Genomic DNA, 23,039 nt, shown 5'->3' with positions numbered 1-23,039 from the left:
GGCTCAGCCCGGCTCGACCTCTGCACGCGCGGCCGCCAGGCACCGCTCGGCGGCCTCCTGGACGGCCGGGTCGGCTGGGTCGAGGCCCTCGTCGAGGTCGCACGACCAGGTCGGCGACCGGTCGCCCGAGGCTGCCCGCCGAGCGACGACGCGCAGCCCGCGGCCGGCCGCGACCTCGACGTACCGGGTGAGGACGACGCTCGCGGTGACCCGTTCGCGCACCAGCTGCAGCAGCCGCCCCGGCTCGTCCACCGACATCCGGTGCACCGGCCCGGGCGCGCCCCAGGAGCCGACCTCGCGGACCACGAGCTCGCCGGTGTCCCGGTCCCAGCTGGCGGTCTCGACCTGCTCCCACGGCAGGCGGGCGGTGGGCAGGTAGAGCGCGTCCCGCGAGCCCCCGACAGGGCCGAGGGAGGTGGCGGTCCAGGCGAGCAGGCGCTCGCCGCGGCGCACGGCGAGGTCGGGGCGCTCCCGGCGGCGCAGCAGCTTCACGGGAGCCGCCTCACGACGCGCCGACCGTGCGCTCGCGCAGCGTGCGGCGGTGCTGCTCGAGGGCGGCGAGCTCACCGAACATCCGGTTGTACTCCGCGGCGTTCTCGACCGGGTTGGTGCGCTGGAGCTTCGACTTCAGGTCGGCGATGCGACGCATGGCGGTCAGCTCGAGCAGGCGGAAGACGTGGACCGACACGTACGCCGCGTCCGGCTCCTTCGCGGTGCGGATCGGCTCGACGCCCAGCGCGCTGATCGCCGACGAGACGGCGGGGTCGGTGGCGGCGTCGCGCAGGCGGCCGGCCCACGTCGCGTCGCCCGACCCGGCGACGGGTCCGCCCGCGGCGGCGACGAGCTCCCAGACCGCGCGGTAGACGGGGTGGGTGAAGTCCTCGACGCCGATGTCGGAGGTGGTGCGCCCGATCGCCATCGGGTGCTGGATGACCAGCTTGAGCGTCTCGCGCTCGAGGGCGAAGCGGGGGTCGCGCAGGTCCGGGACCGGGTTGCGCGGGGCCGGCGGCGCCGGGGTCTCGGCCTGCTGGGGCTCGCTGCGACGACTTCCCCGCTGGTCGGGCCTGGCGGGTCCGCGGGCGGCGGCGCGGCGTACCTCCGCACGCGCCTGGTCGACGTCGATGCCGACCATCCCGGCCAGCTCGCGGGCGAAGGCGTCGACCTTGGACTTGTCGCGGATGCTGGAGACGAGCCGGGCGCCCTCGCGGAGCGCGTCGACCCGGCTGTCGGCGCGGTCGAGGTCGTACTTCCCGACGACGTTGGACAGCACGAACCGGTAGAGCGGCACCCGGCGGGCCACCAGCTCGCGGACGGCGGCGTCGCCCTGCTTGATCCGCAGGTCGCAGGGGTCCAGGCCGTCGGGCTCGACCGCGACGTAGGTCTGGGACACGAAGTTCTGGTCGCCGCTGAAGGTGCGCAGCGCGGCCTTCTGGCCCGCGGCGTCGCCGTCGAAGGCGAAGATCACCTCGCCGCGGAACTCCTCGTGGTCGTTCATGAACCGCCGCAGCACCCGCGCGTGCTCGTCGCCGAAGGCCGTGCCGCACGTCGCGACCGCGCTCGTCACGCCCGCCAGGTGGCAGGCCATGACGTCGGTGTAGCCCTCGACGACGACCGCCTGGCTCGACCGCGCCATGTCCTTGCGTGCCAGGTCGATGCCGTAGAGCACCTGGCTCTTCTTGTAGATCGGCGTCTCGGAGGTGTTGAGGTACTTCGCGTCGATGCGGTCGTCGTCGAAGATCCGTCGCGCGCCGAAGCCGATGGTGTCGCCGCTGGCGTCGCGGATCGGCCAGAGCAGGCGGCCGCGGAAGCGGTCGTACGCCGACCGACCGACCGCGACGAGGCCGCCGACGACCAGCTCCTCCTGGGAGAACGCCAGCTGGCGCAGGTGCTTGAAGAGCGCGTCGCCGTCACGCGGGGCGAAGCCGATGCCGAACGTCTCGGCCGCGGACTGGTCGAAGCCGCGCTCGGCGAGGAACTGCCGGGCGACGAGCGCGTCCGGCGTCGCCAGCTGCTCGGCGTAGAACTGCTGGGCCACCTTGTGCGCCTCGACCAGGCGGCTGCGCTGCGGACCCTTCGGGCGGTCGTCGCGGACGTCGCCCTCCTCGCGCCGCAGCTGCACGCCGTACTTGTCCGCGAGCCGCTCGACGGCCTCGGCGAAGGACAGCGCGTCGATGTCCATGACGAACTTGATGACGTCGCCGCCGGCCTGGCAGCCGAAGCAGTGGAAGAACCCCCGGCTCGGTGTGACGTGGAAGGACGGGGACTTCTCGTCGTGGAAGGGGCACAGCCCCTTCATCGACCCGCCGCCGGCGTTCCGCAGGGTGACGTGCTCGGCGACCACGTCGTCGATGCGCGCCTTCTCGCGCACCTCGGCGATGCTCTCCTCACGGATCAGGCCGGCCACGAGGCCGATCCTAGGTGCCGCGGGGCGATCAGTACTCGCCGGTCATCAGGTTGTGGAGAGGCTCGCCCGCGGCGTACCGGTGCAGCTGGTCCCGCACCAGCCGGTGGGCGCGCGGCCACATCGCGCTGCTGGCGCCGCCGACGTGCGGGCTGACGAGCAGCCCCGGCGCGTCCCAGAGGGGGCTGTCGGCCGGCAGCGGCTCGGTCTCGGCCACGTCGATCGCTGCGCGGACGCGACCGGAGTGCAGCGCGGCGACCAGGTCGTCGGTGACCACGACCGCTCCACGGGCGACGTTGACGAGCAGCGCGCCCTCCTTCATCCGGGCGAGGAAGTCGGCGTCCACCAGCCCCCGCGTGGCGTCGGTGAGCGGCACGACGAGGATGACGACGTCGGCGTCGGGCAGCAGCGTCGGCAGCTCCTCGATCGGGTGCACGCCGTCGCGCGCGGTGCGCGCGACGCGGACGACCTCGACCTCGAAGGGCAGCAGGCGCGCCTCGATCGCCTCGCCGATCGCGCCGTGGCCGACGAGCAGGACCTTCCGGTCCGCGAGCGCCGGCCGCCAGCCGGGCGTCCACTCGTGACGGTCCTGGGCGCGGACGAAGTCGGGGATGCCCCGCAGCGACGCCAGCACCAGCGCGAGCGTGAGCTCGGCGGTGGACGTGTCGTGGATGCCGCGACCGTTGCACAGCGCCACCCCCTCCGGCACCCGCGAGCGCACGTTGTCGACGCCGGCCGAGAGCAGCTGCACCACCTCGAGGCTGCGCATGCGCGGCAGGACGTCACCGATCGCCGGCCCCATCTGGTACGGCGGCACGTAGAACCGCACGTCCTCGACCGAGTCCGGGACATCCTGGGTCGGGTCGACCACCTCGTACCGCAGGCCCGCGGGCGGGTCGCCCAGCTCGGCGGGGTCGAACGGCAGCCACACCAGTCGGTCACTCATGTTTGTCGACCCTACCGCTGGCCTTTCAACCCGGTCGGTCAACGGGCGGCGCCGACCAGCCTCGTGTGCCAGGCGACCGCGCTCGCGTCGCTCAGCGACGCCACCTGGTCGACGACGACGCGCAGCCGGGCCGCGTCGTCGGCCGCCTCGCGCCAGTCGTCCGCGAACGGCCGCTGCAGGCCGTCCGGTCCCCGCTCGACCAACGCCGCGACGAGCTCGGCCACCAGCGCGCGCTGCCGGTCCATCAGGGCCACCCGGTCGTCGGCCTGCATGACGTAGCGCGCGGCGATCCCCTTGAGCACCGCCATCTCCAGCCGGGTCGTCTCCGGGACGACCAGGTCGGCGCGGTAGCGGACGAACGGCCCCTCCCCCGCGGCGTACGTCGCGTGCTGCACGGCGCCGCAGAACCGGCCGATCAGGTCGCTGGTGAGGTTCTTCAGCGCGGCCAGCCCGCGGCGGCTGCCGTCGTACGGCGCGACCGGCCAGGACCCCTGCGTCCGCAGCCCGGCGAGCACCTCGTCGAGGCGCGCGTCGTCGACCTCGGGGACGTACCAGTCGCGGACCGTCTCCCAGACCGCGGCAGTGTCGAGCCGGGTGAGGTCGACGCGGCCCGCGACGATGCCGTCCTCGATGTCGTGCACCGAGTAGGCCACGTCGTCGGCGAGGTCCATCACCTGCGCCTCCAGGCACTTCCGCTCGCCGGCGGCCCCGGCCCGCATCCAGTCGAAGACCGGCCGGTCGTCGGCGTACACCCCGAACTTGCTGACCTCGCGCGGCGACCCGTCCGCGTGGTGCCCCTGGGGCGTCTCGGCGCGCTCGCGCGGCCACGGGTACTTCGTGCAGGCGTCCAGCGTCGCGCGGGTCAGGTTGAGCCCGACCGAGCGGCCCTCGGCGTCGAAGGTCTTCGCCTCCAGGCGGGTCAGCAGCCGCAGTGTCTGGGCGTTGCCCTCGAACCCGCCGCACGGCCCGGCCAGCTCGGCCAGCACCCGCTCGCCGTTGTGCCCGAACGGCGGGTGGCCCAGGTCGTGGGCCAGCGCCGCGGTCTCGGCGATGTCGGGCTGGCTGCCCAGCGCCCGGGACAGGTCGCGGGCGACCTGGGCGACCTCGAGGCTGTGGGTCAACCGGTTGCGCACGAAGTCGTCGGACCGGGGGTCGACGACCTGCGTCTTCGCCGCCAGCCGCCGCGACGCAGCCGCGTGGACGACCCGGGCCCGGTCCCGCTCGAACGCCGTGCGCTCGGGGGCGTCGACCCGCTTGGGCGGCTCCGGGACGAGCCGCTCGCGGTCGGCGTCGTCGTACAGCTCCTCGGTCGTCATGTCGGGGGCGAGCCTAGGGCCCGCCACCGACATGACGACGCGGCGGGACGCCGGCGGCGGCCCGGCGCGAGGACCCGCGTCAGTACGTCGTGACGTGGACGTGGTCGTAGTGGTTCGCCGTGACCGAGCCGCGGTCGGACATGCCACGCCAGCCCTCGCCGGCGCGCTCGATCGACCAGATCTGCTGGGCGTAGATCAGGTAGGAGATGCCCAGCTCGGCGTAGTTCGCGCGGAGGAACTCTGCGATCTCCCAGCCCAGGTCGCCGCTGACCATGATGTCCAGCGCGATGCCCTGCGAGTGCTCCCCGTCGCTGCGGAAGTCGCCGTACGAGGTGATCTGCGGGAACGCCGCGCAGACCGCCTGGTGGACCGCCGCGACGTTCGGGCTGACCCCGGCGGAGACCGACGTGCCGTTGGTGCAGGTGCCACCGACGGCCGGCTTCGCCGCCGCTGCCTCCTCCGCCGTCTCGACCTCGGGCTCCTCGGCGACGAGGTAGCCGCGGCTGACCCAGCGGGCGGTGCCGTCGACGACGACCTCCTCGCGGCCGAAGAGCGAGCGACCGGTGACCAGCACCTTGGTCAGCTCGTCGAGGACGCCGACCTTGGTGGCCTGGTCGCCGGGAGCGGTCCACAGGTTGAGCGTGGTGGTCGTCCACAGCTTCGTGTCGGCGGCGGAGACGGCGCGGCGGACGCTGGCCGGCGCGGTCACGACCTCCGCCTTGGTGGGCTTGCGCTCGATCCGGTCGGAGGAGCGGGAGACGACCGGCTGGCGCTCGAACTCCATCGAGGGCCCGGGGACGGCGGCCTCGCGAGCGTTGGCGGTCACCAGCTCGGTCGGCGAGGGTGCCCCGACGACGCCGAGGGTGACGGCGCCGGCGGTGGCGAGGAGGGCGATCGGCGCCGCCACGAAGGCGGCCCGGGGCTTGCGGCGGGCATTGGTGTCCCGCTTGTGGCGGTGGTCTGCCACAGCGCTGATCCTTTGCTGTTGCGTACATGGGACGGCCGGTCAGCTCTCGCTGGACCGGCACGGCCTCCACCGTGACACACCTCGGCCGGGCTGTGTGAAAGTTGAACGGCAAAAGTTGCTGTGTGTCCAGTCACCCGCCGCTGCCGGCGTCGGCGTCCTCCGCGAGCACGCAGCCCAGCCCGTCGGTCTCGTCCAACCACCCCTCGGGGAGCACGACCTTGGACCGGGGCGAGCCCTGCCGACCGCGCGGCGCACCCAGCTCGGAGGCGGGGAACGGCTCGTCGGGGTCGAGCTCGGCGAGCAGCCGGTCGAGCGCGGCGAGGCTGTCAACCAGGCCCAGCGAGCGGCGCATCTCGCCGCCGGCGGCGAAGCCCTTGAGGTACCACGAGACGTGCTTGCGGAACTCCTTGCAGCCGCGCTCCTCGCCCATGTGCTGGCACAACAGCTCGGCGTGGCGGCGCATCATCGCGGCCACCTCGCCCAGGGTCGGCAGGGTCGCGACCTGCTCGCCGCCGAACGCGGCGGCCAGGTCGCGGAAGAGCCAGGGGCGGCCCAGGCAGCCCCGACCGACGACGACGCCGGCGGCGCCGGTCTGCTCGACCATCCGCACCGCGTCGGCGGCCTCCCAGATGTCGCCGTTGCCGAGCACCGGGATGTCGACGGACGCCGCGAGCTCGCCGATGGCGTCCCAGTCGGCCTCGCCGGAGTAGGCCTGCGCGACGGTGCGCCCGTGCAGCGCGATCGCCGCGGCGCCGGACTCCTGGGCGATCCGGCCGGCGTCGAGGTAGGTGAGGTGGTCGTCGTCGATGCCCTTGCGGGTCTTCATCGTGACCGGCACGTCGTACGGCGTGGCTGCCGCGACGGCGTGCTCGAGGATCCGGCCGAGCAGCCCGCGCTTCCACGGCAGCGCACCGCCGCCGCCCTTGCGGGTGACCTTCGGGACCGGGCAGCCGAAGTTGAGGTCGATGTGCGCGACGCCGTACTCCGAGCAGAGGATCTCGGCGGCCTTGCCGACGTAGACGGGGTCGGTGCCGTAGAGCTGCACCGAGCGGGTGGTCTCCAGCTCGTCGAAGACCAGCATGTCGCGGGTGTGCTGGTCACCCTCGACCAGGCCGCGGCTGGTGATCATCTCGCAGACGTAGAGGCCGGCGCCCTGCTCGGCGCACAGGCGGCGGTACGCCGCGTTGGTGATGCCGGCCATCGGCGCGAGCACCACGGGGGTGTCGACGCGCAGCGACCCGAGGGTCAGCGAGGAGGGCAGCGGCATGGCCCCATTGTCCGGCGGGCCCGCCGGGCGGCCCAAATCCGGTGGCCGGACGCGGGCACTGCTCAGCCCCGCTTGTTGCCCTTGCCCTTCTTGCCGCCGGCCTTCTTCACCTTCTGCAGCTCACCGGTCCAGGTGACCGGGTTGAACTCCTGCGTGGGACGGAAGCTCACCGCCGTCAGGTCGCCCTTGTCCGGCGCGAGGTAGACCAGGCAGACCTCGGCCTTCTTGCCGGGGCCGAACTTCTTCGGCAGCGGCGCGCTCGGGCACGGGTCGAAGCGGCTCGCGAACGACGAGTGCTCGATCAGCGTGTTGTTGCCGTCGACGATGTAGAGCGGCTGGAGCCGCAGGCCGCCGAGGTTCGTCTCCCCGGCGTTGGTGACGGTGGCCCGGACGAAGTACGGGTTGGACCGCTTCGTGGCCTTGTCGAGCTGCCACCCGCTGAAGGACTCCTTGAACGACGTCCGCTCCAGCCGGTCGACCCGGATCGACAGCACGCCGACCTGGTCCTGCTTCGGCTCGTAGGCGACGACGGCCTCCTCACCGACCTCCAGCTCGCTGCCCTGCGGGGTCAGCTCGACGTCGTCCGGCACCGGGAGGTAAGGCGTCGCGCTGGCCGACGCCGTACCCGCGCTGCTCGACGGCGAGCTGCTGCCCTCCGCGTCCGGCTCGCTGCCGGAGTCGTCGGAGCAGGCGGTCAGCAGCAGGCTGCCGGCGAGCAGGCCGGCGAGCGCGGCGCGGGTGCGGAGGGGACGCATGCTGCGATTGTGCACGGAGCCCCTGGTCAGCAACCGACGAATCGCTGTGCGAACCATCCGGTCACCTGGTCCAGCCCGACGCGCTCCTGCTCCATGGTGTCGCGGGAGCGGACGGTCACGGCCTGGTCCTCGAGGGTGTCGAAGTCCACGGTGACGCAGTACGGCGTACCGATCTCGTCCTGGCGACGGTAGCGGCGGCCGATCGCGCCGGAGTCGTCGAAGTCGATGTTCCAGCCAGCACTGCGCAGCTCCATCGCGAGGTCCTTGGCCTTCGGCGACAGGTCGGCGTTGCGGCTCAGCGGCAGCACCGCGACCTTGACCGGCGCCAGGCGCGGGTCGAGCCGCAGCACGGTCCGCTTGTCGACGCCGCCCTTGGTGTTGGGCGCCTCGTCCTCGGTGTAGGCGTCGACGAGGAACGTCATCAGGCTGCGCGAGAGGCCGGCGGCCGGCTCGATGACGTACGGCGTGTAGCGCTCGTTGTTGGCCTGGTCGAAGTACGACAGGTCCTGGCCGGAGTGCTGGGCGTGCGTGGAGAGGTCGAAGTCGGTGCGGTTCGCGATGCCCTCGAGCTCACCCCACTCCGAGCCGGTGAACCCGAAGCGGTACTCGATGTCGACGGTCCGCTTGGAGTAGTGGCTGAGCTTCTCCTGCGCGTGCTCGTAGTGGCGCAGGTTGTCGGGGTCGATGCCGAGGTCGGTGTACCACTGCGTGCGCTGGTCGATCCAGTACTGGTGCCACTCCTCGTCCTCGCCCGGCTTGACGAAGAACTCCATCTCCATCTGCTCGAACTCGCGGGTGCGGAAGATGAAGTTGCCCGGCGTGATCTCGTTGCGGAAGCTCTTGCCGATCTGGGCGATGCCGAACGGCGGCTTCTGGCGGCTCGAGGTCACGACGTTGGCGAAGTTCACGAAGATGCCCTGCGCGGTCTCCGGGCGCAGGTAGTGCAGGCCGGTCTCGTCCTCGGTGACGCCGAGGTGGGTCTTGAGCATCCCGGAGAACTGCCGCGGCTCGGTCCACGCCCCGCGGGTGCCGCAGTTGGTGCAGGCGACCTCGGCGAGGTCCACGGAGTCGGGGTCCTCGATGCCCTTCTTCTCCGCGTAGGCCTCCTGGAGGTGGTCGTAGCGGAAGCGCTTGTGACAGGACTGGCACTCGGTGAGCGGGTCGTTGAAGGTGTCGACGTGGCCGCTGGCCTCCCACACCTGGCGCGGCAGGATGATGCTGGAGTCCAGGCCCACGACGTCCTCGCGCATGGTGACCATGGACTTCCACCACTGGCGCTTGATGTTCTCCTTCAGCTCCACGCCGAGCGGGCCGTAGTCCCACGCGGAGCGGGTGCCGCCGTAGATCTCGCCGCACGGGTAGACGAAGCCTCGCCGCTTGGCGAGGGAGACGACGTGGTCGACGGTGGTTGCTGGCGGCTTGGCCACGGGGAACCTCTCAAGCGGAACTTCTCAGGCGGGGCTGCAGGGTGCTGCAGGGGGCTCTCGGATCGAGCGAGCGGTCAGCCTAGCGAGCGGGGAACGCCGGTGTTGAGGACGGTCCCCGGGTCGACCGGCTCGTAGGCGCTGGGCTCGTCGAGGGCCCTGCTGAGCACGGGCACGGCGTCCAGCTTCACGTCGTACGACGACAGCGCGCGGCGGTAGGCACCGACGTTCTCCCACGTGGTCGTCAGCACCCACAGGGCCGGGTCGTCGACGTTGCGGCCGATGAGGCCGGTGACGTAGCCGGCCCGGGCGGCGAGCGTCTCGTGCGCCCGCTGGAGGTCCGCACGGAAGCGCTCGTCGCCCTCGGGCACGCGGAACCTGTTGACCACCAGCACACGGCGCAGCCTAGGAGCACGGCACGGGTGACGCGATTTGACAACGGTTCTCAACAACTCTGAGAATCGTTCTCATGGGTTCTCGTCGTGTCCTCGCCACCGCCGTCTGCGCCGCCAGCGCGATCACCCTGTCCGGGTGCGCCGCCCTCACCGGTGAGGATGGCTCCAACGGAGCGGCATCCGACTCTCGCACGGTCGCGGCGGCGCTCTACCCGCTGGCGTACGTCACCGGGCGCGTCGCCGGCGACGCCTTCGACGTCGAGAACCTCACCTCCCCCGGCGGCGAGCCCCACGACCTGGAGCTCGGCGTGCGAGAGACCGCGCTGGTCAGCGACTCCGCCTTGCTCGTCTACGTCGACTCGCTGCAGCCGGCGCTCGACGCGGCCGCTGAGGAGAACGCCGGCGGGGAGGTGCTGGACGTCGCGACCGTCGTGGACCTGCTGCCCTTCGAGGAGGAGCACGCGCACGAGGGCGAGGGCGAGGGCGAGGACGAGCACGACCACGACCACGGCGAGCACGAGCACGCCCACGAGGGCGACGACGAGCACGCCCACGACCACGGCGAGCACGACCCGCACTTCTGGCAGGACCCGATCCGGATGGCAGAGGTCGGCGACGCGATCGCCGACCGGCTGGCCGAGATCGACCCCGGCGAGGCGGACACGTTCGCCGCGAACGCCGAGGAGCTGCGCGCGGACCTCGAGGCGCTGGACGAGGAGTACGCCACCGGCCTGGCCGGCTGCGAGCGGGACACGGTGGTCACCAACCACGACGCCTTCGGCTACCTGGAGAAGTACGGGCTGCACCTGGAGTCCATCGCCGGCATCTCCCCCGACGCCGAGCCGAGCCCGGCCACCCTGGCCGACCTGCAGGACCTGATCCGTCAGGACGGCATCACGACGGTCTTCTCCGAGTCCCTGGTGAGCCCCAAGACCGCCGAGGTGCTGGCTGACGACGCGGGCGTGCGCACCGACGTGCTGGACACCGTCGAGGGACTGACCGACGAGACCGCGGACGAGGACTACCTTTCACTCATGCGTACCAACCTGACCGCGCTCCAGGAGGCGAACGGCTGTTGAGCACCTCCCGCCCGGGCGGCTCCGACCCGGTCGTCGAGCTGCGCGACGGCGCCGTCGCGATCGCAGGCCGACCGGTCCTGCGGCACCTGGACCTCACCGTGCACGCGGGCGAGTTCGTGACGCTGCTGGGTCCGAACGGTTCCGGCAAGTCGACGCTCGTGCGCGCGCTGGTCGGGCTGCGCCCCCTCACGCAGGGTTCGTTGCGGCTCTTCGGCACGTCGTTCGAGTCCTTCCGCGACTGGCACCGGCTCGGGTTCGTCCCGCAGCGCTCGAGCGCGGCCAGCGGCGTGCCCGCCTCGGTCACTGAGGTCGTCGCATCCGGGCGACTGACCAGACGTCGCATCCTCCGGCCGGCAGGCCGCGCCGACCGGGCGGCCGTCGCCTCCGCTCTCGAGCTGGTCGGCCTGGCCGACCGGGCCGGCGACAGCGTCGCCACGCTCTCCGGCGGGCAGCAGCAGCGCGTCCTGATCGCCCGCGCGCTCGCCGGCGAGCCCGACCTGTTCTTCCTCGACGAACCCACGGCGGGCGTCGACCTCCCGAACCAGCAGGCCCTTGCCGAGGCGCTCGGAGCGCTGTCGCGAGCCGGCAGCACCGTCGTGCTCGTCACCCACGAGCTCGGGCCACTGGAGCCGCTCGTCGACCGCACGATCGTGCTGCGCGACGGCCGGGTGGTGTACGACGGCGCGCCCCTGCACCTCGACGACGCGCACGGACACCACCACCCCAGCCCCCGACGCGCCGACCACCACCCTGGGGTGGTTGCCCCGCTGGATCGACCCGGAGAGGAGGTGGCGTGGTGATCGACCTCCTCGGCCATCCCTTCATGCAGCGAGCGCTCATCGCCGCGTTCGTGACCGGCCTCGCCGCACCGGTCATCGGCACCTACCTCGTGCAGCGGCGGCTCGCTCTCCTCGGTGACGGCCTCGGTCACGTCGCGGTCACCGGCGTGGCCATCGGGCTGCTCACCGGCTTCGCCCCCACCTGGACGGCCGTGGTCGTCGCCGTCCTCGGCGCCGTGGCCATCGAGGTCATCCGGGAACGCGGCAGCACCAGCGGCGACCTGGCGCTGGCGCTGTTGTTCTACGGCGGCCTGGCGGGCGGCGTGATGATCACCGGCTTGGCCGGACAGTCGGCCGCACGGCTCAACCAGTACCTCTTCGGCTCGATCACGTCGATCTCGCTGTCGGACATCTGGTTCACCATCGGCCTGGCCGCCCTGATCCTCCTGGTCGGCGTCGGCCTGCTCCCCCAGCTGTTCTCCGTCGCCCAGGACCAGGACTTCGCGCGCGTCGCCGGCCTCGACGTCCGCGCCTACAACCTGCTCGTGGCGGTGCTCGCGGCGGTCACGGTCACCATCGCGATGCGCACCGTGGGACTGCTGCTGGTCTCGGCGCTGATGATCGTGCCGGTCGCGGCCTCCCAGCAGCTCGCCCGCTCCTTCCGCGCCACGGTCGTCGGCGCGGTGCTGGTCGGGGCGGGCGCGGCGGTGGGTGGCCTGCTGCTATCGGCGTACGTGTCCGTGCGGCACGACGTCTCGGTCGCCCCCGGCCCGACGATCGTGCTGCTGGCGCTCGCCTGCTTCGTTGCGACCTGGCCGCTGGGCGCATGGCTGCGGCACCGGGCGCGCCTGCGCGAACCGTTCCCGGAGGGCGCCGTCGCGCCGCTCGAGGCGACCGACCACGATAACCACGACCACGGTCCGGCCTGCGGCCACCTCGCCGTCCCGCACGACGACCACGTCGACTACGTGCACGACGGGCACCGGCACGCCCGGCACGGCGAGCACTACGACGAGCACTGACGCACCGACGGACCCTGACGGGAGCAGCGCATGACCGAGCAGACCCCTCTCCGCCCGACCCGGCAGCGCCTGGCCGTGGCCGAGGCCCTCGCCTCCGTCGACGACTTCCGCTCCGCGCAAGAGATCCACGACCTGCTCGGCCGCCGCGGCGAGCCCGTCGGACTGGCCACCGTCTACCGCACCCTCCAGCGCCTCGCCGACGCCGGCGAGGTCGACCTGCTGCGCACCGAGGACGGCGAGGCCGTCTACCGCCGCTGCTCCGGCACCCACCACCACCACCTGGTGTGCCGCACCTGCGGCGCCACCGTCGAGGTGGAGGGCCCGGCCGTCGAGCGCTGGACCCGCAGCATCGCCGGCGAGCACGGCTTCACCGACGTCAGCCACACCCTCGAGATCTTCGGCACCTGCCGCACCTGCTCCGACGCCTGAGCCGGCCGGCGCGGGGCGCGGCCCTGCTCAACCAGCAAGCCCAGGCGAACGTCGTCGACACCCTCGCCCGCTGGCCGAGCAGCGAGCCCCAGCGAACGTCGTCAAGACCCGGTGAGGGAAGGCAGGGCCTGGCGGGGGTTGTCCGGCCGGAGGGTGATTGGGGCCGTTGGTCGGTCCCGGGGGTCTGGTCATCGGTCGGCGCTGGGGCGCCTGCCTGCTCGACCAGCGGGTCGAGCGGTCTAGGTCCGCATGTGGAAGGTGACCTGGTTGTCGGGATGGAGCGTGGTCTCGTAGCGGGGGTCGTGGATGCGGGCGTGGTGTCGCGGGCAGAGCAGCCGGCCCTTCCTCATGTCCGTCCGGCCGCCGGAGAGCCAGCTGTCGTCGTGGTGGGCATGGCAGAGGTAGGCGGGCCAGTCGCAACCGGCGGCGGTGCACTCGCGCTGCGTGATGCCCAATGCCGTGCGCTGGGCCGGGCTGAACAACCGTGACGTGCGGCCCAGGTCGAGCACCTCGGATCGACGGCCGAGGACGGCAGGAAGCAATCCCGCCTCACACGCCATCCGCCGGGCGAGCGCCGCTGAGACAGGTTGGCCCGACTCGAGGACCGTCCGCCCGACGTCGCTCCTCAGGTTCGTGTAGTCGATGAGCACCACGATGGAGGCGTTCAGCCCGCCGAGCTCGGGGAGCTCGGTGGTGGGGAAACGTTCGATGAGCTCGCAGAACGCGTCACCCATCCGCTCAGGGGACGGCCGCCGCTCCACCTGCTCCCGCTCCGGCTCGTCGGCCTTCTTGCTCGCCTGGTGCTTGGGGGCGGCGAACGCGAGGAGCGCCTTCTTCAACATCTCCCCCTGCAGGGTGGGGATCGAGAACTTCCCGCGGTAGCTGCCCTTCCCGTCCGGGCTCATCGTCAGCCACGCATTCACGCGGGCCTCCCGCTCCTCACGCTCCAACGCCCGGGCGTCGAGCGCTTCGCCGATCGCGGGCGCAACCACGGTCAGGACGTGCTTCGCGAGAATCGCGAGCGCCTTCGGGTCGAGGTCGAGCGCCTCGTGCAGGAGGTGCTTCTCCGCACGCTCGGGGATGGTGGCGTCCGGGAGGTCGTCGGGCAGCCGGTCGACACACTGGGTAATGACCCGGGCGTGGTCGACGCTGATCGCACCCTCCGCGAGCGCGGCGGCGGTGGGGGCGTGGTGGCCAAGGGACTTGGCGAGCCGCATGCGGCCCTTCGCAGCCGGTCGGTCCTGGCGACTCTGGTGGCTCCACCAGGACGCGGTGTCGGTGGCGCCGGTCTTGTCGCCGACCTCGCGGCGCTCGGCCTCGGCAGCCAGCTTGAGCTCGAGCGCCTCGACCTGCGCCCGCAGCTTTCCAGTTTCGAGGAGGGCGGTCGCGACCTCTTGGTCGGCCATCTCCCACAACCGCTCACCGCACGCGGTCGTGGTCTTCTTGCGGGACTTCGCGACCGCGCGGCACACCGGGTGCGCGGTGGGTCGGGAGTCCTTGGCCATGGGTCTACTCAAGCAGTTACCACCGACAGTGACGCGGCTGTTCATGCAGGTCAGACCAGCATTCGGACATCAACCTGCGCGAGTTTCCCGGCGGCTTTCGAGACTGTGATCGTCGACGTGCAGCCCTGGCTGGTGCTGGGCTGTGGCTGGTGGCCGTGGTCGTGACCCGTTTCGAGACTGACCCCTGGAGGGAATCCGGGTGTCTTGGGGCCGACTTGTCCGGTCGTGGTCACCGGCCGCGGCCCGGGCGGAGGAGCTGGCCTGATCAGGAGCTTGACCGGCAGGCGTTAGTGGCGCCTGCCGGTCCCGTCACAGTCCTGCCGTGTCTCGGCCGCGGACCGGAACCACGTCCCCGGTCCTAAGGAGAACGCATGACCAGCGTGACCACACTCGCCAATCACCGCGACCACCTGCATGACGTGCGCGACCTGCGGGAGGTCGTCGACGTCGTGATCGGTGTCGACACCCACGTCCACACCCACGCCGCAGCGGTGATCGACGCCCGCACCGGCGGTGTCCTGGCCGAGGTCAGCGTCGAGGCGACCGCCGCGGGCTACGCGCAGCTGCTGGAGTTCGCCGATGCCCACGCGGCGCTGCGGGCCTGGGCGATCGAGGGCACCGGCAGCCACGGCGCGGGCCTGACCCGCCACCTGCAACGCCACAACGAGGTCGTCATCGAGCTCGACCGGCCGGTCCGCGCCAAGCGGCGCCACGGCGCGAAGTCCGACCCCCTCGACGCGATCCGCGCCGCTCGCGAAGCCCTCGCCCGCCCCCGCCTGGGCGCCCCACGTGCCGGCGGGGACCGCCAAGCACTCGCGGTGCTGCTGACCGTGCGCCGCTCAGCGGTCGAGGCCGCCGGCGACGCGCAACGACAACTCCTGAGCCTGCTCATCGCAGCCCCCGAACCCCTAGGCGCGAAGTTCCACGGCCTCAGCACCACCCGCGTCGTGGAGGCCGCCGCGATCCTTCGTGCCCGGTCTTCTCACGACACCGAGACCGCGACCACCATCGCCGTGCTACGCGCCCTGGCGCGTCGGGTCCAGACACTGAACGTCGAAGCCGCCGCCCACGAGCACGCCATCGCCGCGATCGTGAAGACCTGGCGACCCGACCTGGCGACCCGACCTGCTCGACCAGACCGGGGTCAGCCCCATCGTGGCCGCGACCGTGCTTGCCGCGTGGTCCCATCCCGGACGCATCTACTCCGAAGCAGCGTTCGCGATGATCGCCGGCGTCGCTCCGATCCCCGCCACCAGCGGACAGACCATCGACCGTCACCGGCTCAACCGATCCGGCGACTGCCAACTCAACCGCGCCTTGCACACCATCGTGCTCACCCGCATCCGCCACGACCCCGCCACCCGCGACTACATCGCCCGCCGCACCGCCGAAGGCAAAACCCCACGCGAGATCAAACGCTGCCTCAAACGCTACGTCGCCTGACACCTCTACCGAGCACTCGAACACCCACCCACAACGCTTGACGCGACATAGGAGCGTCGGGCCTTGCGGCCCTCCTCAACCAGCCGAACAGAGCCGGCCGTGAGCCGTGAGCCGGCCGGCGACCGCAAGCCACGGCGTACCTCGTCCTCCTGGCTGCTCCTCACCGCCACCACCCACGGCCCGCAGACCGAAGGTCGGCTCACCGGGCCTCGTCGACGCTCGCAGAGGGCTCGCGATCAGCCGGCGAACGCGCCGGCGACCTCGATGGGCAGCCGGACACGGAACGTGCTGCCGACGCCGAGCTCGCTGTCGACCTCGATCCGGCCGCCGTGGGCCTCGACGATGCCGCGGGTGATGCTGAGACCGAGGCCGACGCCCTGGATCGAGCGGTCCTCGGCGTCGCGGGAGCGGAAGAAGCGGGTGAAGAGCCGGTCGCGGTCGGCGGCGGAGATGCCGATGCCCTGGTCGGCGACGGTCAGCTCGGCCCGGCCGTCCTCGACGGCCAGGGAGACGCAGACCTCGGTGCCGCTGGTGCTGTACTTCATCGCGTTGGTGAGCAGGTTGTCGACGACCTGCTCGATGCGCTGCCGGTCCAGCAGCATCGGCAGCGCGGGCGGGGCGGTGAGGTCGAGTCGGATGCCCGCGGCGCGGTACGCGGGACGGGCGGCGTCGACGCAGTCGCGCAGCAGGCCGGCCAGGTCGCACGGCGTACGCGCCATCCCGACGGGGCCGGCGTCGATCTGGGCGGTGTCCAGCAGGTCGGTGATCAGCCGGAGCAGCCGCTGGGCGTTGCGGTCGACGACCTCGAGCTGCCGCGCCGCCCGCGGTCCGAGTCCGTCGTCCTCGCGGAGCATCTGCACGTAGCCGACGATCGAGGTCAGCGGCGTGCGCAGCTCGTGGGAGACCGAAGCGACGAACTCGTCCTTGACCTCCATCGCGCGCATGAAGTCGGTGACGTCCTTGTAGGCGAGCGCCGCGCCGGCGAAGCGCCCGGCCTCGTCCCGCACCGACCGGGCGGAGACCGACAGCGCGCGCTGGGTCAGCGGGTCGTCGCCGGCCCAGATGCGGCAGTCGTCGAACTCCTCCCCCTGGGCCGCGCGGTACGTCGGCATCGACTCGCGCGGCAGGAGGGTCGACCGGTCCGCGTCGAGGACGTGCCCCACCTGACCGGCCCGCCCTGCGTGGCCGCCCGGGTAGGCGAGGGCCATGAAGTCCTCGTGCCGGCGGTTGATCGCGACGTACTTCCCGTCCCGGTCGAGCAGCACCAGCCCGACGTCGACCGTGTCGAGCGTGGCCTCGGAGACCCGCCGCTGGTGCTCGACGGTCTCCATGGCCTGCCCCACCTGCTCCATGCCGCCGGCGATGGCGAGCGCGGCGATGGTCGCGACGACCGGGATGATCACCGACCGGGAGAGGAAGATGCCGTCGGCGCCGGTGTAGGCAAGTCCCGGGACGGTGACCAGCGCGACCGTGGCCACCCCGGCGACCGCGGCCCCGCGCCGGCCGAGCAGGCGCCCGAGCCACAGGGCCGGCAGCACGACGAGGAGGCCGGAGCCGCCCTCGGGGCTCAACCGAGCGATGCCCACGACCGCGATGTCGGCGACGAGCAGCGCCTCGACGGCCCGCATCGACATCCGACCGTGGGCGACGAGGGTGACGGCGAGCAGCACGAGCACCGCCAGCACCGCCACGGCCGGTGCCGACAGCCCGACCCGGACGCCGCCGACCAGACGGAGCGCCACGTCGACGGCGACCAGCAGGGCGAAGCCGCCCTGGATCGCGCGCGGGTCGGTGGTGGACGCGAGGAGCACGCCCCTCAGCGCGCCCGCCCACGGCCGTCCGGTCCCGCCCCTCCCAGGCATGGGCGCCAGTCTGGCCCCTCCGGCTCGCTCCGGCAGGTGATTGCGGCGGAAGGACGCGTCAGCGCGCCCCGCCGTACCGCCGGTCGCGCCGGGCGTACTCCTCGATCGCGGCCCACAGGTGGCGTCGGTCGACGTCGGGCCACAGCACGTCGGAGTAGACGAGCTCGGCGTAGGCGGCCTGCCACAGCATGAAGTTCGAGAGCCGCTGCTCCCCCGAGGTCCGCCACACCAGGTCGGCGTCGGACTGCTCGGGCACGTACAGGTGCTTCGCGAAGGTGCGCTCGTCGACCTTGCGGGGGTCGAGCCGGCCGGCGGCGACCTCCTCGGCGATCCGGCGGGCGGTGTCGGCGAGCTCGGCGCGGCCGCCGTAGTTGACGCACATCGTCAGCGTGAGCACGTCGTTGTCTCGGGTGAGCTCCTCGGCGACCTGGAGCTCCTTGATGACCGACTTCCACAGCCGCGGCGCCCGCCCGGCCCACCGGACGCGGACGCCGAGCTCGTGCATCTCGTCGCGGCGGCGACGGATCACGTCGCGGTTGAAGCCCATGAGGAAGCGGACCTCGTCGGGGCTGCGCGACCAGTTCTCGGTGGAGAAGGCGTACGCCGAGACCGCCTTGACGCCGATCTCGATCGCGCCCTCGACGACGTCGAACAACGAGGACTCGCCCTCCTCGTGCCCCTTGGTCCGCGGCAGGCCGCGCTCCTTGGCCCACCGGCCGTTGCCGTCCATCACGACGGCGACGTGGCGCGGGACGAGCTCCTTCGGGAGCTCGGGGGGCCGGGCACCCGAGGGGTGCGGCGTGGGCTGGCGGACGGCGCGCTTCACGGCGGCGAGCCTAGAGGGCGAGCGGGGCGGGGCCGGTCACCGCTCGACGTGCTCCATCGAGCGCAGCGCGCGCTCGAGGTGCCAGTGGAGGTAGGCCGCGACCAGGCCGCTCGCCTCCTTGAGCTGCCGCGGCTCGGCCGCCTCGACGGTCTCCCAGTCGCCCGCGAGCAGCGCGCCGAGCACCAGGAGCGTCTCGGCCGCCGGCGACGCCGACCCCGGCACCCGGCAGGTCGAGCACAGCACGCCGCCCATCGACGGGTTGAACCACCGGTGCGGGCGCTCAGGATTCGGCAGGGTCCCGCAGCGGGCGCAGTGCTCGAACGACGGCGCGTAGCCGGCCACCGACAGCGACCGCAGCAGGTAGGAGTCGAGCACCTGGCCCGGCCGCCGCTGCCCGGTCGACATCGCCCGCAGCCCGCCGACGAGCAGCAGGAACTGCTGCAGCGAGGGCTCGCGCTCCTCAGCGGCCAGCCGCTCGGCGGTCTCCAGCATCACGGTGCCGGCGGTGTAGCGGTCGTAGTCGAGCCCGATGCCGGAGTGGAACGGCGTCAGCGTCTCCGCCTGGGTGATCGTGTCGAGGTTGCGCCCCTCGGCGAGCTGCAGGTCGACGTGGGTGAACGGCTCGAGCCGCGACCCGAACCGGGAGGTCGTGCGGCGTACGCCCTTGGCCACCGCGCGGACCCGTCCGTGGTGGCGGGTCAGCAGGGTGATGATGCGGTCGGCCTCCCCCAGCTTGTGGGTGCGCAGCACGATCGCCTCGTCGCGGTAGAGAGGCACGCCTCCATTGTGCGCGACTCAGGAGCCGGTACGACGCCGCCGCCCCGTCGAGCGCCAGCAGCCGAGCGCGAAGCCGACCGCCGCGCGGTCGAGCCGCTCCGGGGCGACCCGCCACTCGAGGATCGACCGGGCCTTGACGAAGGTCGCCTGCGGCAGCTCCTCGGCCAGCATCGCCGCGTCCGCCGCCGGGTGCACCGGGTCCGCGGGGTGGCCGACGACCAGAGCCGGCACCTGGATCCGCCGGCGGTCCTTGGACGGCGGCGCCATCCGTCCGAAGAACAGCCCGTGCACCACCGCGGCGAGCGAGTCCGCGCGCTGATCGAGGGTGTCGAGGACGATCCCGGCCCAGAACGGCACGATCCCCCGCGGCACGGGCCGGGTCAGCCGCCGCACGGCGGTGACGGTGATCGGCAGGAACCGCGCGGCCATCAGCAGCGGGGCGAAGGTCAGGATGCCGGCCTCGACCGCGTTGTCGAGGACCGGCATCTCGCAGATCAGCCCCCGCACCCGCTCGGGCGCGAGGACCGCGGTCTCGAGGGCGATGTTGGCGCCGATCGACGTGCCACCGACGACGGCCTGGGCGGCGCCGAGGTGGTCGAGCAGCGCGACCACCTGCTCGGCGAACGCGGTGACGGAGTAGACGAGCGGGTCGGCCGGGCGGTCGGAGCGGCCGTGCCCGAGCAGGTCGATGGTGACGACGTGGAGGCCTTCGGCGGCCAGCCGGCGGGCCAGCGGCGCGTGCATCCGGCGCGGCATCAGCTGCCCGTGCACGAGGACGACCCAGGCGTCGCCGGCGCCGTACTCGGTGTACTCCAGCCGGTCGCGCCCGGTGTCGCCCTCGACGAAGAACTGCCCGATCCGCTCGGAAACCAGCATGCGAGGCACAGTAGTGCAGGGTGACCGGGCGGCGACCGGACCCGACCGACGGACCGCGCGACGACGGGCCGGAGGCGCGGGGGCTCAGGCGCGGTTGACGGCGCTGAGGACGGCCTTGAGCGAGGCGGTGACGATGTTCGGGTCGACGCCGATCCCCCAGAGGACCTGGTCGCCGACCGCGCACTCGACGTACGCCGCGGCGTAGGCGTCGCCGCCGGCCGACAGCGCGTGCTCGGCGTAGTCGAGCACCCGCACGTCCCAGCCGCGCTCCTCGGCGACCTCGAGCCCGTTGATCGCGTCGACGAACGCGGCGATCGGGCCGTTGCCCGAGCCCTCGAGCGTGCGCATCTGCCCGTCGACGTACACGTTGACGGTCAGCTGGTCCTTCTCCCCCGCAGCCGAGGAGGTGTGCACCGAGTTGAGCCGCAGCGGCGCCTCGCGGTCGAGGTACTCCGCGCGGAAGGTCGACCAGATCGCGTCGGGCGTCATCTCGCCGCCCTCGGCGTCGGTGCGCTCCTGGATGACCCGGCTGAACTCGATCTGGGCGCGGCGCGGCAGGTCGAGCTTGTGCTCGTTCTTCAGCACGTAGGCCACGCCGCCCTTGCCGGACTGGCTGTTGACGCGGATGACCGCCTCGTAGGTGCGGCCGACGTCGTGCGGGTCGATCGGCAGGTACGGCGCCTCCCAGGGCAGCTGCTCGACCGGGACGCCCTGCTCGGCGGCCTGGCGGTCGAGGTCCTCCAGGCCCTTCTTGATCGCGTCCTGGTGGGAGCCGGAGAACGCCGTGTAGACGAGGTCGCCGGCGTAGGGGTGCCGCGGGTGCACCGGCAGCTGGGTGCAGTACTCGACGGTGCGCCGGACCTCGTCGATGTCGCTGAAGTCGATCTGGGGGTCGATCCCCTGGCTGTAGAGGTTCATGCCCAGGGTCACCAGGCACACGTTGCCGGTGCGCTCGCCGTGGCCGAACAGGCAGCCCTCGACGCGGTCGGCGCCGGCCATCATCGCCAGCTCGGTCGCCGCGACGGCGGTGCCGCGGTCGTTGTGGGGGTGCAGCGAGATGACGGTGTGCTCGCGACGCGTCAGCTGGCGGGAGAACCACTCGATCTGGTCGGCGTAGACGTTGGGCGTCGCGACCTCGACGGTGGCCGGCAGGTTGAGGATGATCTCGCGACCGTCCTCGGGCTGCCAGACGTCGCTGACGGCCTCGCAGACCTCGACCGAGAACGGCAGCTCGGTGCTGGTGAAGATCTCGGGGCTGTACTCGTAGCCGATGACGGTGGCGTCGAGGTAGTTCTCGACGTTCTTCATCAGGATCTCCGTGCCGCGGACCGCGATGTCCTTGACCTCGTCCTTGCTGGCCCGGAACACCACGCGGCGGAACAACGGGGCCAGCGCGTTGTAGAGGTGGATGTTGGCGCGCGGCACGCCGACCAGCGACTGCACGCTGCGCTCGATCAGGTCCTCGCGGGCCTGGGTCAGCACCGAGATCGTGACGTCGTCGGGGATCCGGTCGCCCTCGATGAGCTGGCGCACGAACGAGAAGTCGGTCTCGCTCGCGCTGGGGAACCCGACCTCGATCTCCTTGTAGCCCATCTTCACGAGCAGGTCGAACATCTCCATCTTGCGCGCCGGGCTCATCGGGTCGATGAGCGCCTGGTTGCCGTCGCGCAGGTCGGTGGAGAGCCACCGCGGGGCGTGGGCGATGGTCTGCGAGGGCCAGGTCCGGTCGGGGAGGTCGATCGGCGGGAACGCTCGGTAGCGGTCGAACGGCATGCCGCTCGGCTGCTGCCGGGACTGCTGGCGGGCCGGGATGTCGTGCTGGGTCATGGGAGCAACCTCGTGCTGTCTGCTGGGGTGGGGCCTGGGTGGCCCAGGGGCGCCGGCCGCGCGAGCACTCCGCAGCGAGGGGGTCCGGCTGGGCTCAGACCTCGCTGCGGCAGCGAAGGAGGAGGTGCTGACGCATCATGACCCCGCCACGATAGCCCACGACTGAGGAGGCGGCGGCGCCGGCCGCGAATGCGGGCCCGAGACCACCGGCGAGGAGCCGCAGTCGACGAACGACGAGCTCAGGTCGTCAACGGCACCTGTTCGACCTCGGCGGTGACGATGCTGGTGATGGACGTGCTCGAGGAGGGTGGCGTCCCGCACTAGGTCCGCACCGGCCGGCACGGCATCCTGGCCGCATGCCTCGGCTCCTGGTCGTCCACCACGTCCCCACGCCCACCGTCCGGGAGCTGGCCGACGCCGTCGTCGCCGGCGCGCGGGACGACGCGATCGAGGGCGTCGAGGTGGTGGTCCGGCCCGCTCTCGAGGCGACGGCGGCGGACGTCCTCGCCGCCGACGGCTACGTGCTCGGCACGCCGGCGAACTTCGGCTACATGTCCGGGGCGCTCAAGCACTTCTTCGACACGATCTTCCTCGAGGCCGGCGGCGCGCTGACCGACGACGGCGGCGGCGCCCCGGCCGGAGCCGGCCGGAAGCGGCCGTTCGGGGTCTGGGTGCACGGGCGGTACGACACGACCGGCGCCGTCCGCTCGGTGCTCTCGATCGTCGGCGCCCTGCCCTGGCAGCAGGCCGCTGACGTGCTCGAGGTCCTTGGCGACGTCGGCCCCGCGGAGCAGGAGGCGGCGTACGACCTCGGCGGGACGATCGCCGCCCTGCTCTCGACGGGCTGAGGCCCGTTCAGGCGCCGGCCACGATGCGGGCGAGCTGCCGCCGCACGGAGCCGAGCACGTCGACCGCGAAGCCGGCCGGTCCGCGAGGTCGGTCGGTCGGAGCGGTCTGCAGGCATGCGGCGAGCTCCGCGGGCGTGGGCCTGCGCCCGTGGACGCGGATGAACTGGTGGATCGCGCAGGTCTCGTCGAGACCGGCGAGGGGAAGCGGGACGGACTGCCTCACGGGGCGCCACCTCCGTGGTGGGTTCGACCGGCACGCCGTTGCTGAGCGTGGACCACCAAGGTCTCCCGCCGG

General features: G+C 72.4%; 22 protein-coding genes. 6 read left to right on the top strand and 16 right to left on the bottom strand.

From position 1 onward, the window contains the following. Positions 1-3: 3 nt before the first annotated feature. From G6553_RS13150 to G6553_RS13110, 9 genes are all read right to left on the bottom strand, one after another. Complete coding sequence (locus G6553_RS13150) at positions 4-492, bottom strand: hypothetical protein (protein ID WP_207619740.1); 489 nt, start codon at positions 490-492, stop codon at positions 4-6. 10 nt (positions 493-502) lie between these two features. Next, positions 503-2,404, bottom strand: coding sequence for a DNA primase (dnaG, locus tag G6553_RS13145; protein ID WP_166193545.1), 1,902 nt, complete (start codon positions 2,402-2,404; stop codon positions 503-505). Between the two features lie 28 nt (positions 2,405-2,432). Continuing rightward, positions 2,433-3,347, bottom strand: coding sequence for a 2-hydroxyacid dehydrogenase (locus G6553_RS13140; RefSeq protein ID WP_166193542.1), 915 nt, complete (start codon positions 3,345-3,347; stop codon positions 2,433-2,435). Between the two features lie 38 nt (positions 3,348-3,385). Then, positions 3,386-4,663: a deoxyguanosinetriphosphate triphosphohydrolase gene (locus G6553_RS13135; RefSeq protein WP_166193539.1), complete on the bottom strand. Its 1,278-nt coding sequence runs from the start codon at positions 4,661-4,663 to the stop codon at positions 3,386-3,388. A gap of 79 nt (positions 4,664-4,742) precedes the next feature. After that, positions 4,743-5,630: a mucin-2 protein gene (locus G6553_RS13130; protein WP_166193536.1), complete on the bottom strand. Its 888-nt coding sequence runs from the start codon at positions 5,628-5,630 to the stop codon at positions 4,743-4,745. A gap of 130 nt (positions 5,631-5,760) precedes the next feature. Then, a complete protein-coding gene (dusB, locus tag G6553_RS13125; RefSeq protein ID WP_166193533.1) occupies positions 5,761-6,897 on the bottom strand; it encodes a tRNA dihydrouridine synthase DusB in 1,137 nt (378 codons plus the stop codon). A gap of 62 nt (positions 6,898-6,959) precedes the next feature. Further along, positions 6,960-7,652 carry a hypothetical protein gene (locus G6553_RS13120; RefSeq protein ID WP_166193530.1) on the bottom strand — a complete coding sequence of 231 codons (693 nt, stop codon included), beginning with the start codon at positions 7,650-7,652 and terminating at the stop codon, positions 6,960-6,962. 26 nt (positions 7,653-7,678) lie between these two features. Further along, the gene (locus G6553_RS13115) at positions 7,679-9,079 is read right to left on the bottom strand and encodes a glycine--tRNA ligase (protein ID WP_166193527.1); all 1,401 of its coding nucleotides are present in this window, start codon (positions 9,077-9,079) and stop codon (positions 7,679-7,681) included. Between the two features lie 74 nt (positions 9,080-9,153). Next, positions 9,154-9,471, bottom strand: coding sequence for an antibiotic biosynthesis monooxygenase family protein (locus G6553_RS13110; protein ID WP_166193524.1), 318 nt, complete (start codon positions 9,469-9,471; stop codon positions 9,154-9,156). 74 nt (positions 9,472-9,545) lie between these two features. On the opposite strand from G6553_RS13110, the gene G6553_RS13105 reads away from it, so the two are divergent. From G6553_RS13105 to G6553_RS13090, 4 genes are read left to right on the top strand one after another with little or no spacing between them, the layout of a single operon-like run. Then, entirely contained in the window at positions 9,546-10,550 is a 1,005-nt protein-coding gene (locus G6553_RS13105) for a metal ABC transporter substrate-binding protein (RefSeq protein WP_166193521.1), read from the top strand. Further along, positions 10,547-11,350, top strand: coding sequence for a metal ABC transporter ATP-binding protein (locus G6553_RS13100; RefSeq protein WP_166193518.1), 804 nt, complete (start codon positions 10,547-10,549; stop codon positions 11,348-11,350). The genes G6553_RS13105 and G6553_RS13100 overlap by 4 nt, the downstream gene beginning before the upstream one ends. Continuing rightward, a complete protein-coding gene (locus G6553_RS13095; protein ID WP_347565696.1) occupies positions 11,344-12,351 on the top strand; it encodes a metal ABC transporter permease in 1,008 nt (335 codons plus the stop codon). The genes G6553_RS13100 and G6553_RS13095 overlap by 7 nt, the downstream gene beginning before the upstream one ends. Positions 12,352-12,381: 30 nt before the next feature. Then, positions 12,382-12,780 carry a Fur family transcriptional regulator gene (locus tag G6553_RS13090; RefSeq protein ID WP_166193515.1) on the top strand — a complete coding sequence of 133 codons (399 nt, stop codon included), beginning with the start codon at positions 12,382-12,384 and terminating at the stop codon, positions 12,778-12,780. A gap of 239 nt (positions 12,781-13,019) precedes the next feature. Here the strand turns inward: G6553_RS13090 and G6553_RS13085 are convergent, their stop codons facing one another. Further along, a complete protein-coding gene (locus tag G6553_RS13085; protein ID WP_166193512.1) occupies positions 13,020-14,285 on the bottom strand; it encodes an HNH endonuclease signature motif containing protein in 1,266 nt (421 codons plus the stop codon). A 371-nt stretch (positions 14,286-14,656) separates the two neighbouring features. Here G6553_RS13085 and G6553_RS13080 point away from each other — a divergent pair, with 371 nt between their 5' ends. Continuing rightward, positions 14,657-15,769: a transposase gene (locus G6553_RS13080; protein ID WP_207619739.1), complete on the top strand. Its 1,113-nt coding sequence runs from the start codon at positions 14,657-14,659 to the stop codon at positions 15,767-15,769. A gap of 195 nt (positions 15,770-15,964) precedes the next feature. Here the strand turns inward: G6553_RS13080 and G6553_RS13075 are convergent, their stop codons facing one another. From G6553_RS13075 to leuA, 5 genes are all read right to left on the bottom strand, one after another. Further along, positions 15,965-17,590: a HAMP domain-containing sensor histidine kinase gene (locus G6553_RS13075; RefSeq protein WP_166193509.1), complete on the bottom strand. Its 1,626-nt coding sequence runs from the start codon at positions 17,588-17,590 to the stop codon at positions 15,965-15,967. A 58-nt stretch (positions 17,591-17,648) separates the two neighbouring features. Further along, positions 17,649-18,416 carry an isoprenyl transferase gene (locus G6553_RS13070; protein WP_166193506.1) on the bottom strand — a complete coding sequence of 256 codons (768 nt, stop codon included), beginning with the start codon at positions 18,414-18,416 and terminating at the stop codon, positions 17,649-17,651. Between the two features lie 36 nt (positions 18,417-18,452). Further along, complete coding sequence (gene recO / locus G6553_RS13065) at positions 18,453-19,193, bottom strand: DNA repair protein RecO (RefSeq protein WP_166193503.1); 741 nt, start codon at positions 19,191-19,193, stop codon at positions 18,453-18,455. Between the two features lie 18 nt (positions 19,194-19,211). After that, positions 19,212-20,069 carry an alpha/beta hydrolase gene (locus G6553_RS13060; protein WP_166193500.1) on the bottom strand — a complete coding sequence of 286 codons (858 nt, stop codon included), beginning with the start codon at positions 20,067-20,069 and terminating at the stop codon, positions 19,212-19,214. An 84-nt stretch (positions 20,070-20,153) separates the two neighbouring features. Then, positions 20,154-21,896, bottom strand: coding sequence for a 2-isopropylmalate synthase (leuA, locus tag G6553_RS13055; protein WP_166193497.1), 1,743 nt, complete (start codon positions 21,894-21,896; stop codon positions 20,154-20,156). A 356-nt stretch (positions 21,897-22,252) separates the two neighbouring features. On the opposite strand from leuA, the gene G6553_RS13050 reads away from it, so the two are divergent. Then, positions 22,253-22,744: an NAD(P)H-dependent oxidoreductase gene (locus G6553_RS13050; RefSeq protein WP_166193494.1), complete on the top strand. Its 492-nt coding sequence runs from the start codon at positions 22,253-22,255 to the stop codon at positions 22,742-22,744. Positions 22,745-22,751: 7 nt separating this feature from the next. Here G6553_RS13050 and G6553_RS13045 read toward each other — a convergent pair whose 3' ends face one another. Continuing rightward, complete coding sequence (locus tag G6553_RS13045) at positions 22,752-22,967, bottom strand: hypothetical protein (RefSeq protein ID WP_166193491.1); 216 nt, start codon at positions 22,965-22,967, stop codon at positions 22,752-22,754. Positions 22,968-23,039 lie beyond the last annotated feature (72 nt).

It is taken from the genome of Nocardioides sp. IC4_145 (assembly GCF_011250565.1).
Classification (GTDB): domain Bacteria; phylum Actinomycetota; class Actinomycetes; order Propionibacteriales; family Nocardioidaceae; genus Nocardioides.
Note: the sequence above shows the minus strand (reverse complement) of the source record. Positions and strands in the feature narration are given on the sequence as shown.

Coding starts and splice junctions, on each gene's coding strand:
- G6553_RS13135 (WP_166193539.1), bottom strand. CDS start 4,663: ATGACGACCGAGGAGCTGTACGACGACGCCGACCGCGAGCGGCTCGTC.
- G6553_RS13075 (WP_166193509.1), bottom strand. CDS start 17,590: ATGCCTGGGAGGGGCGGGACCGGACGGCCGTGGGCGGGCGCGCTGAGG.
- G6553_RS13050 (WP_166193494.1), top strand. CDS start 22,253: ATGCCTCGGCTCCTGGTCGTCCACCACGTCCCCACGCCCACCGTCCGG.
- G6553_RS13120 (WP_166193530.1), bottom strand. CDS start 7,652: ATGCGTCCCCTCCGCACCCGCGCCGCGCTCGCCGGCCTGCTCGCCGGC.
- dusB (WP_166193533.1), bottom strand. CDS start 6,897: ATGCCGCTGCCCTCCTCGCTGACCCTCGGGTCGCTGCGCGTCGACACC.
- G6553_RS13090 (WP_166193515.1), top strand. CDS start 12,382: ATGACCGAGCAGACCCCTCTCCGCCCGACCCGGCAGCGCCTGGCCGTG.
- G6553_RS13140 (WP_166193542.1), bottom strand. CDS start 3,347: ATGAGTGACCGACTGGTGTGGCTGCCGTTCGACCCCGCCGAGCTGGGC.
- G6553_RS13105 (WP_166193521.1), top strand. CDS start 9,546: ATGGGTTCTCGTCGTGTCCTCGCCACCGCCGTCTGCGCCGCCAGCGCG.
- G6553_RS13060 (WP_166193500.1), bottom strand. CDS start 20,069: ATGCTGGTTTCCGAGCGGATCGGGCAGTTCTTCGTCGAGGGCGACACC.
- G6553_RS13080 (WP_207619739.1), top strand. CDS start 14,657: ATGACCAGCGTGACCACACTCGCCAATCACCGCGACCACCTGCATGAC.
- leuA (WP_166193497.1), bottom strand. CDS start 21,896: ATGACCCAGCACGACATCCCGGCCCGCCAGCAGTCCCGGCAGCAGCCG.
- G6553_RS13085 (WP_166193512.1), bottom strand. CDS start 14,285: ATGGCCAAGGACTCCCGACCCACCGCGCACCCGGTGTGCCGCGCGGTC.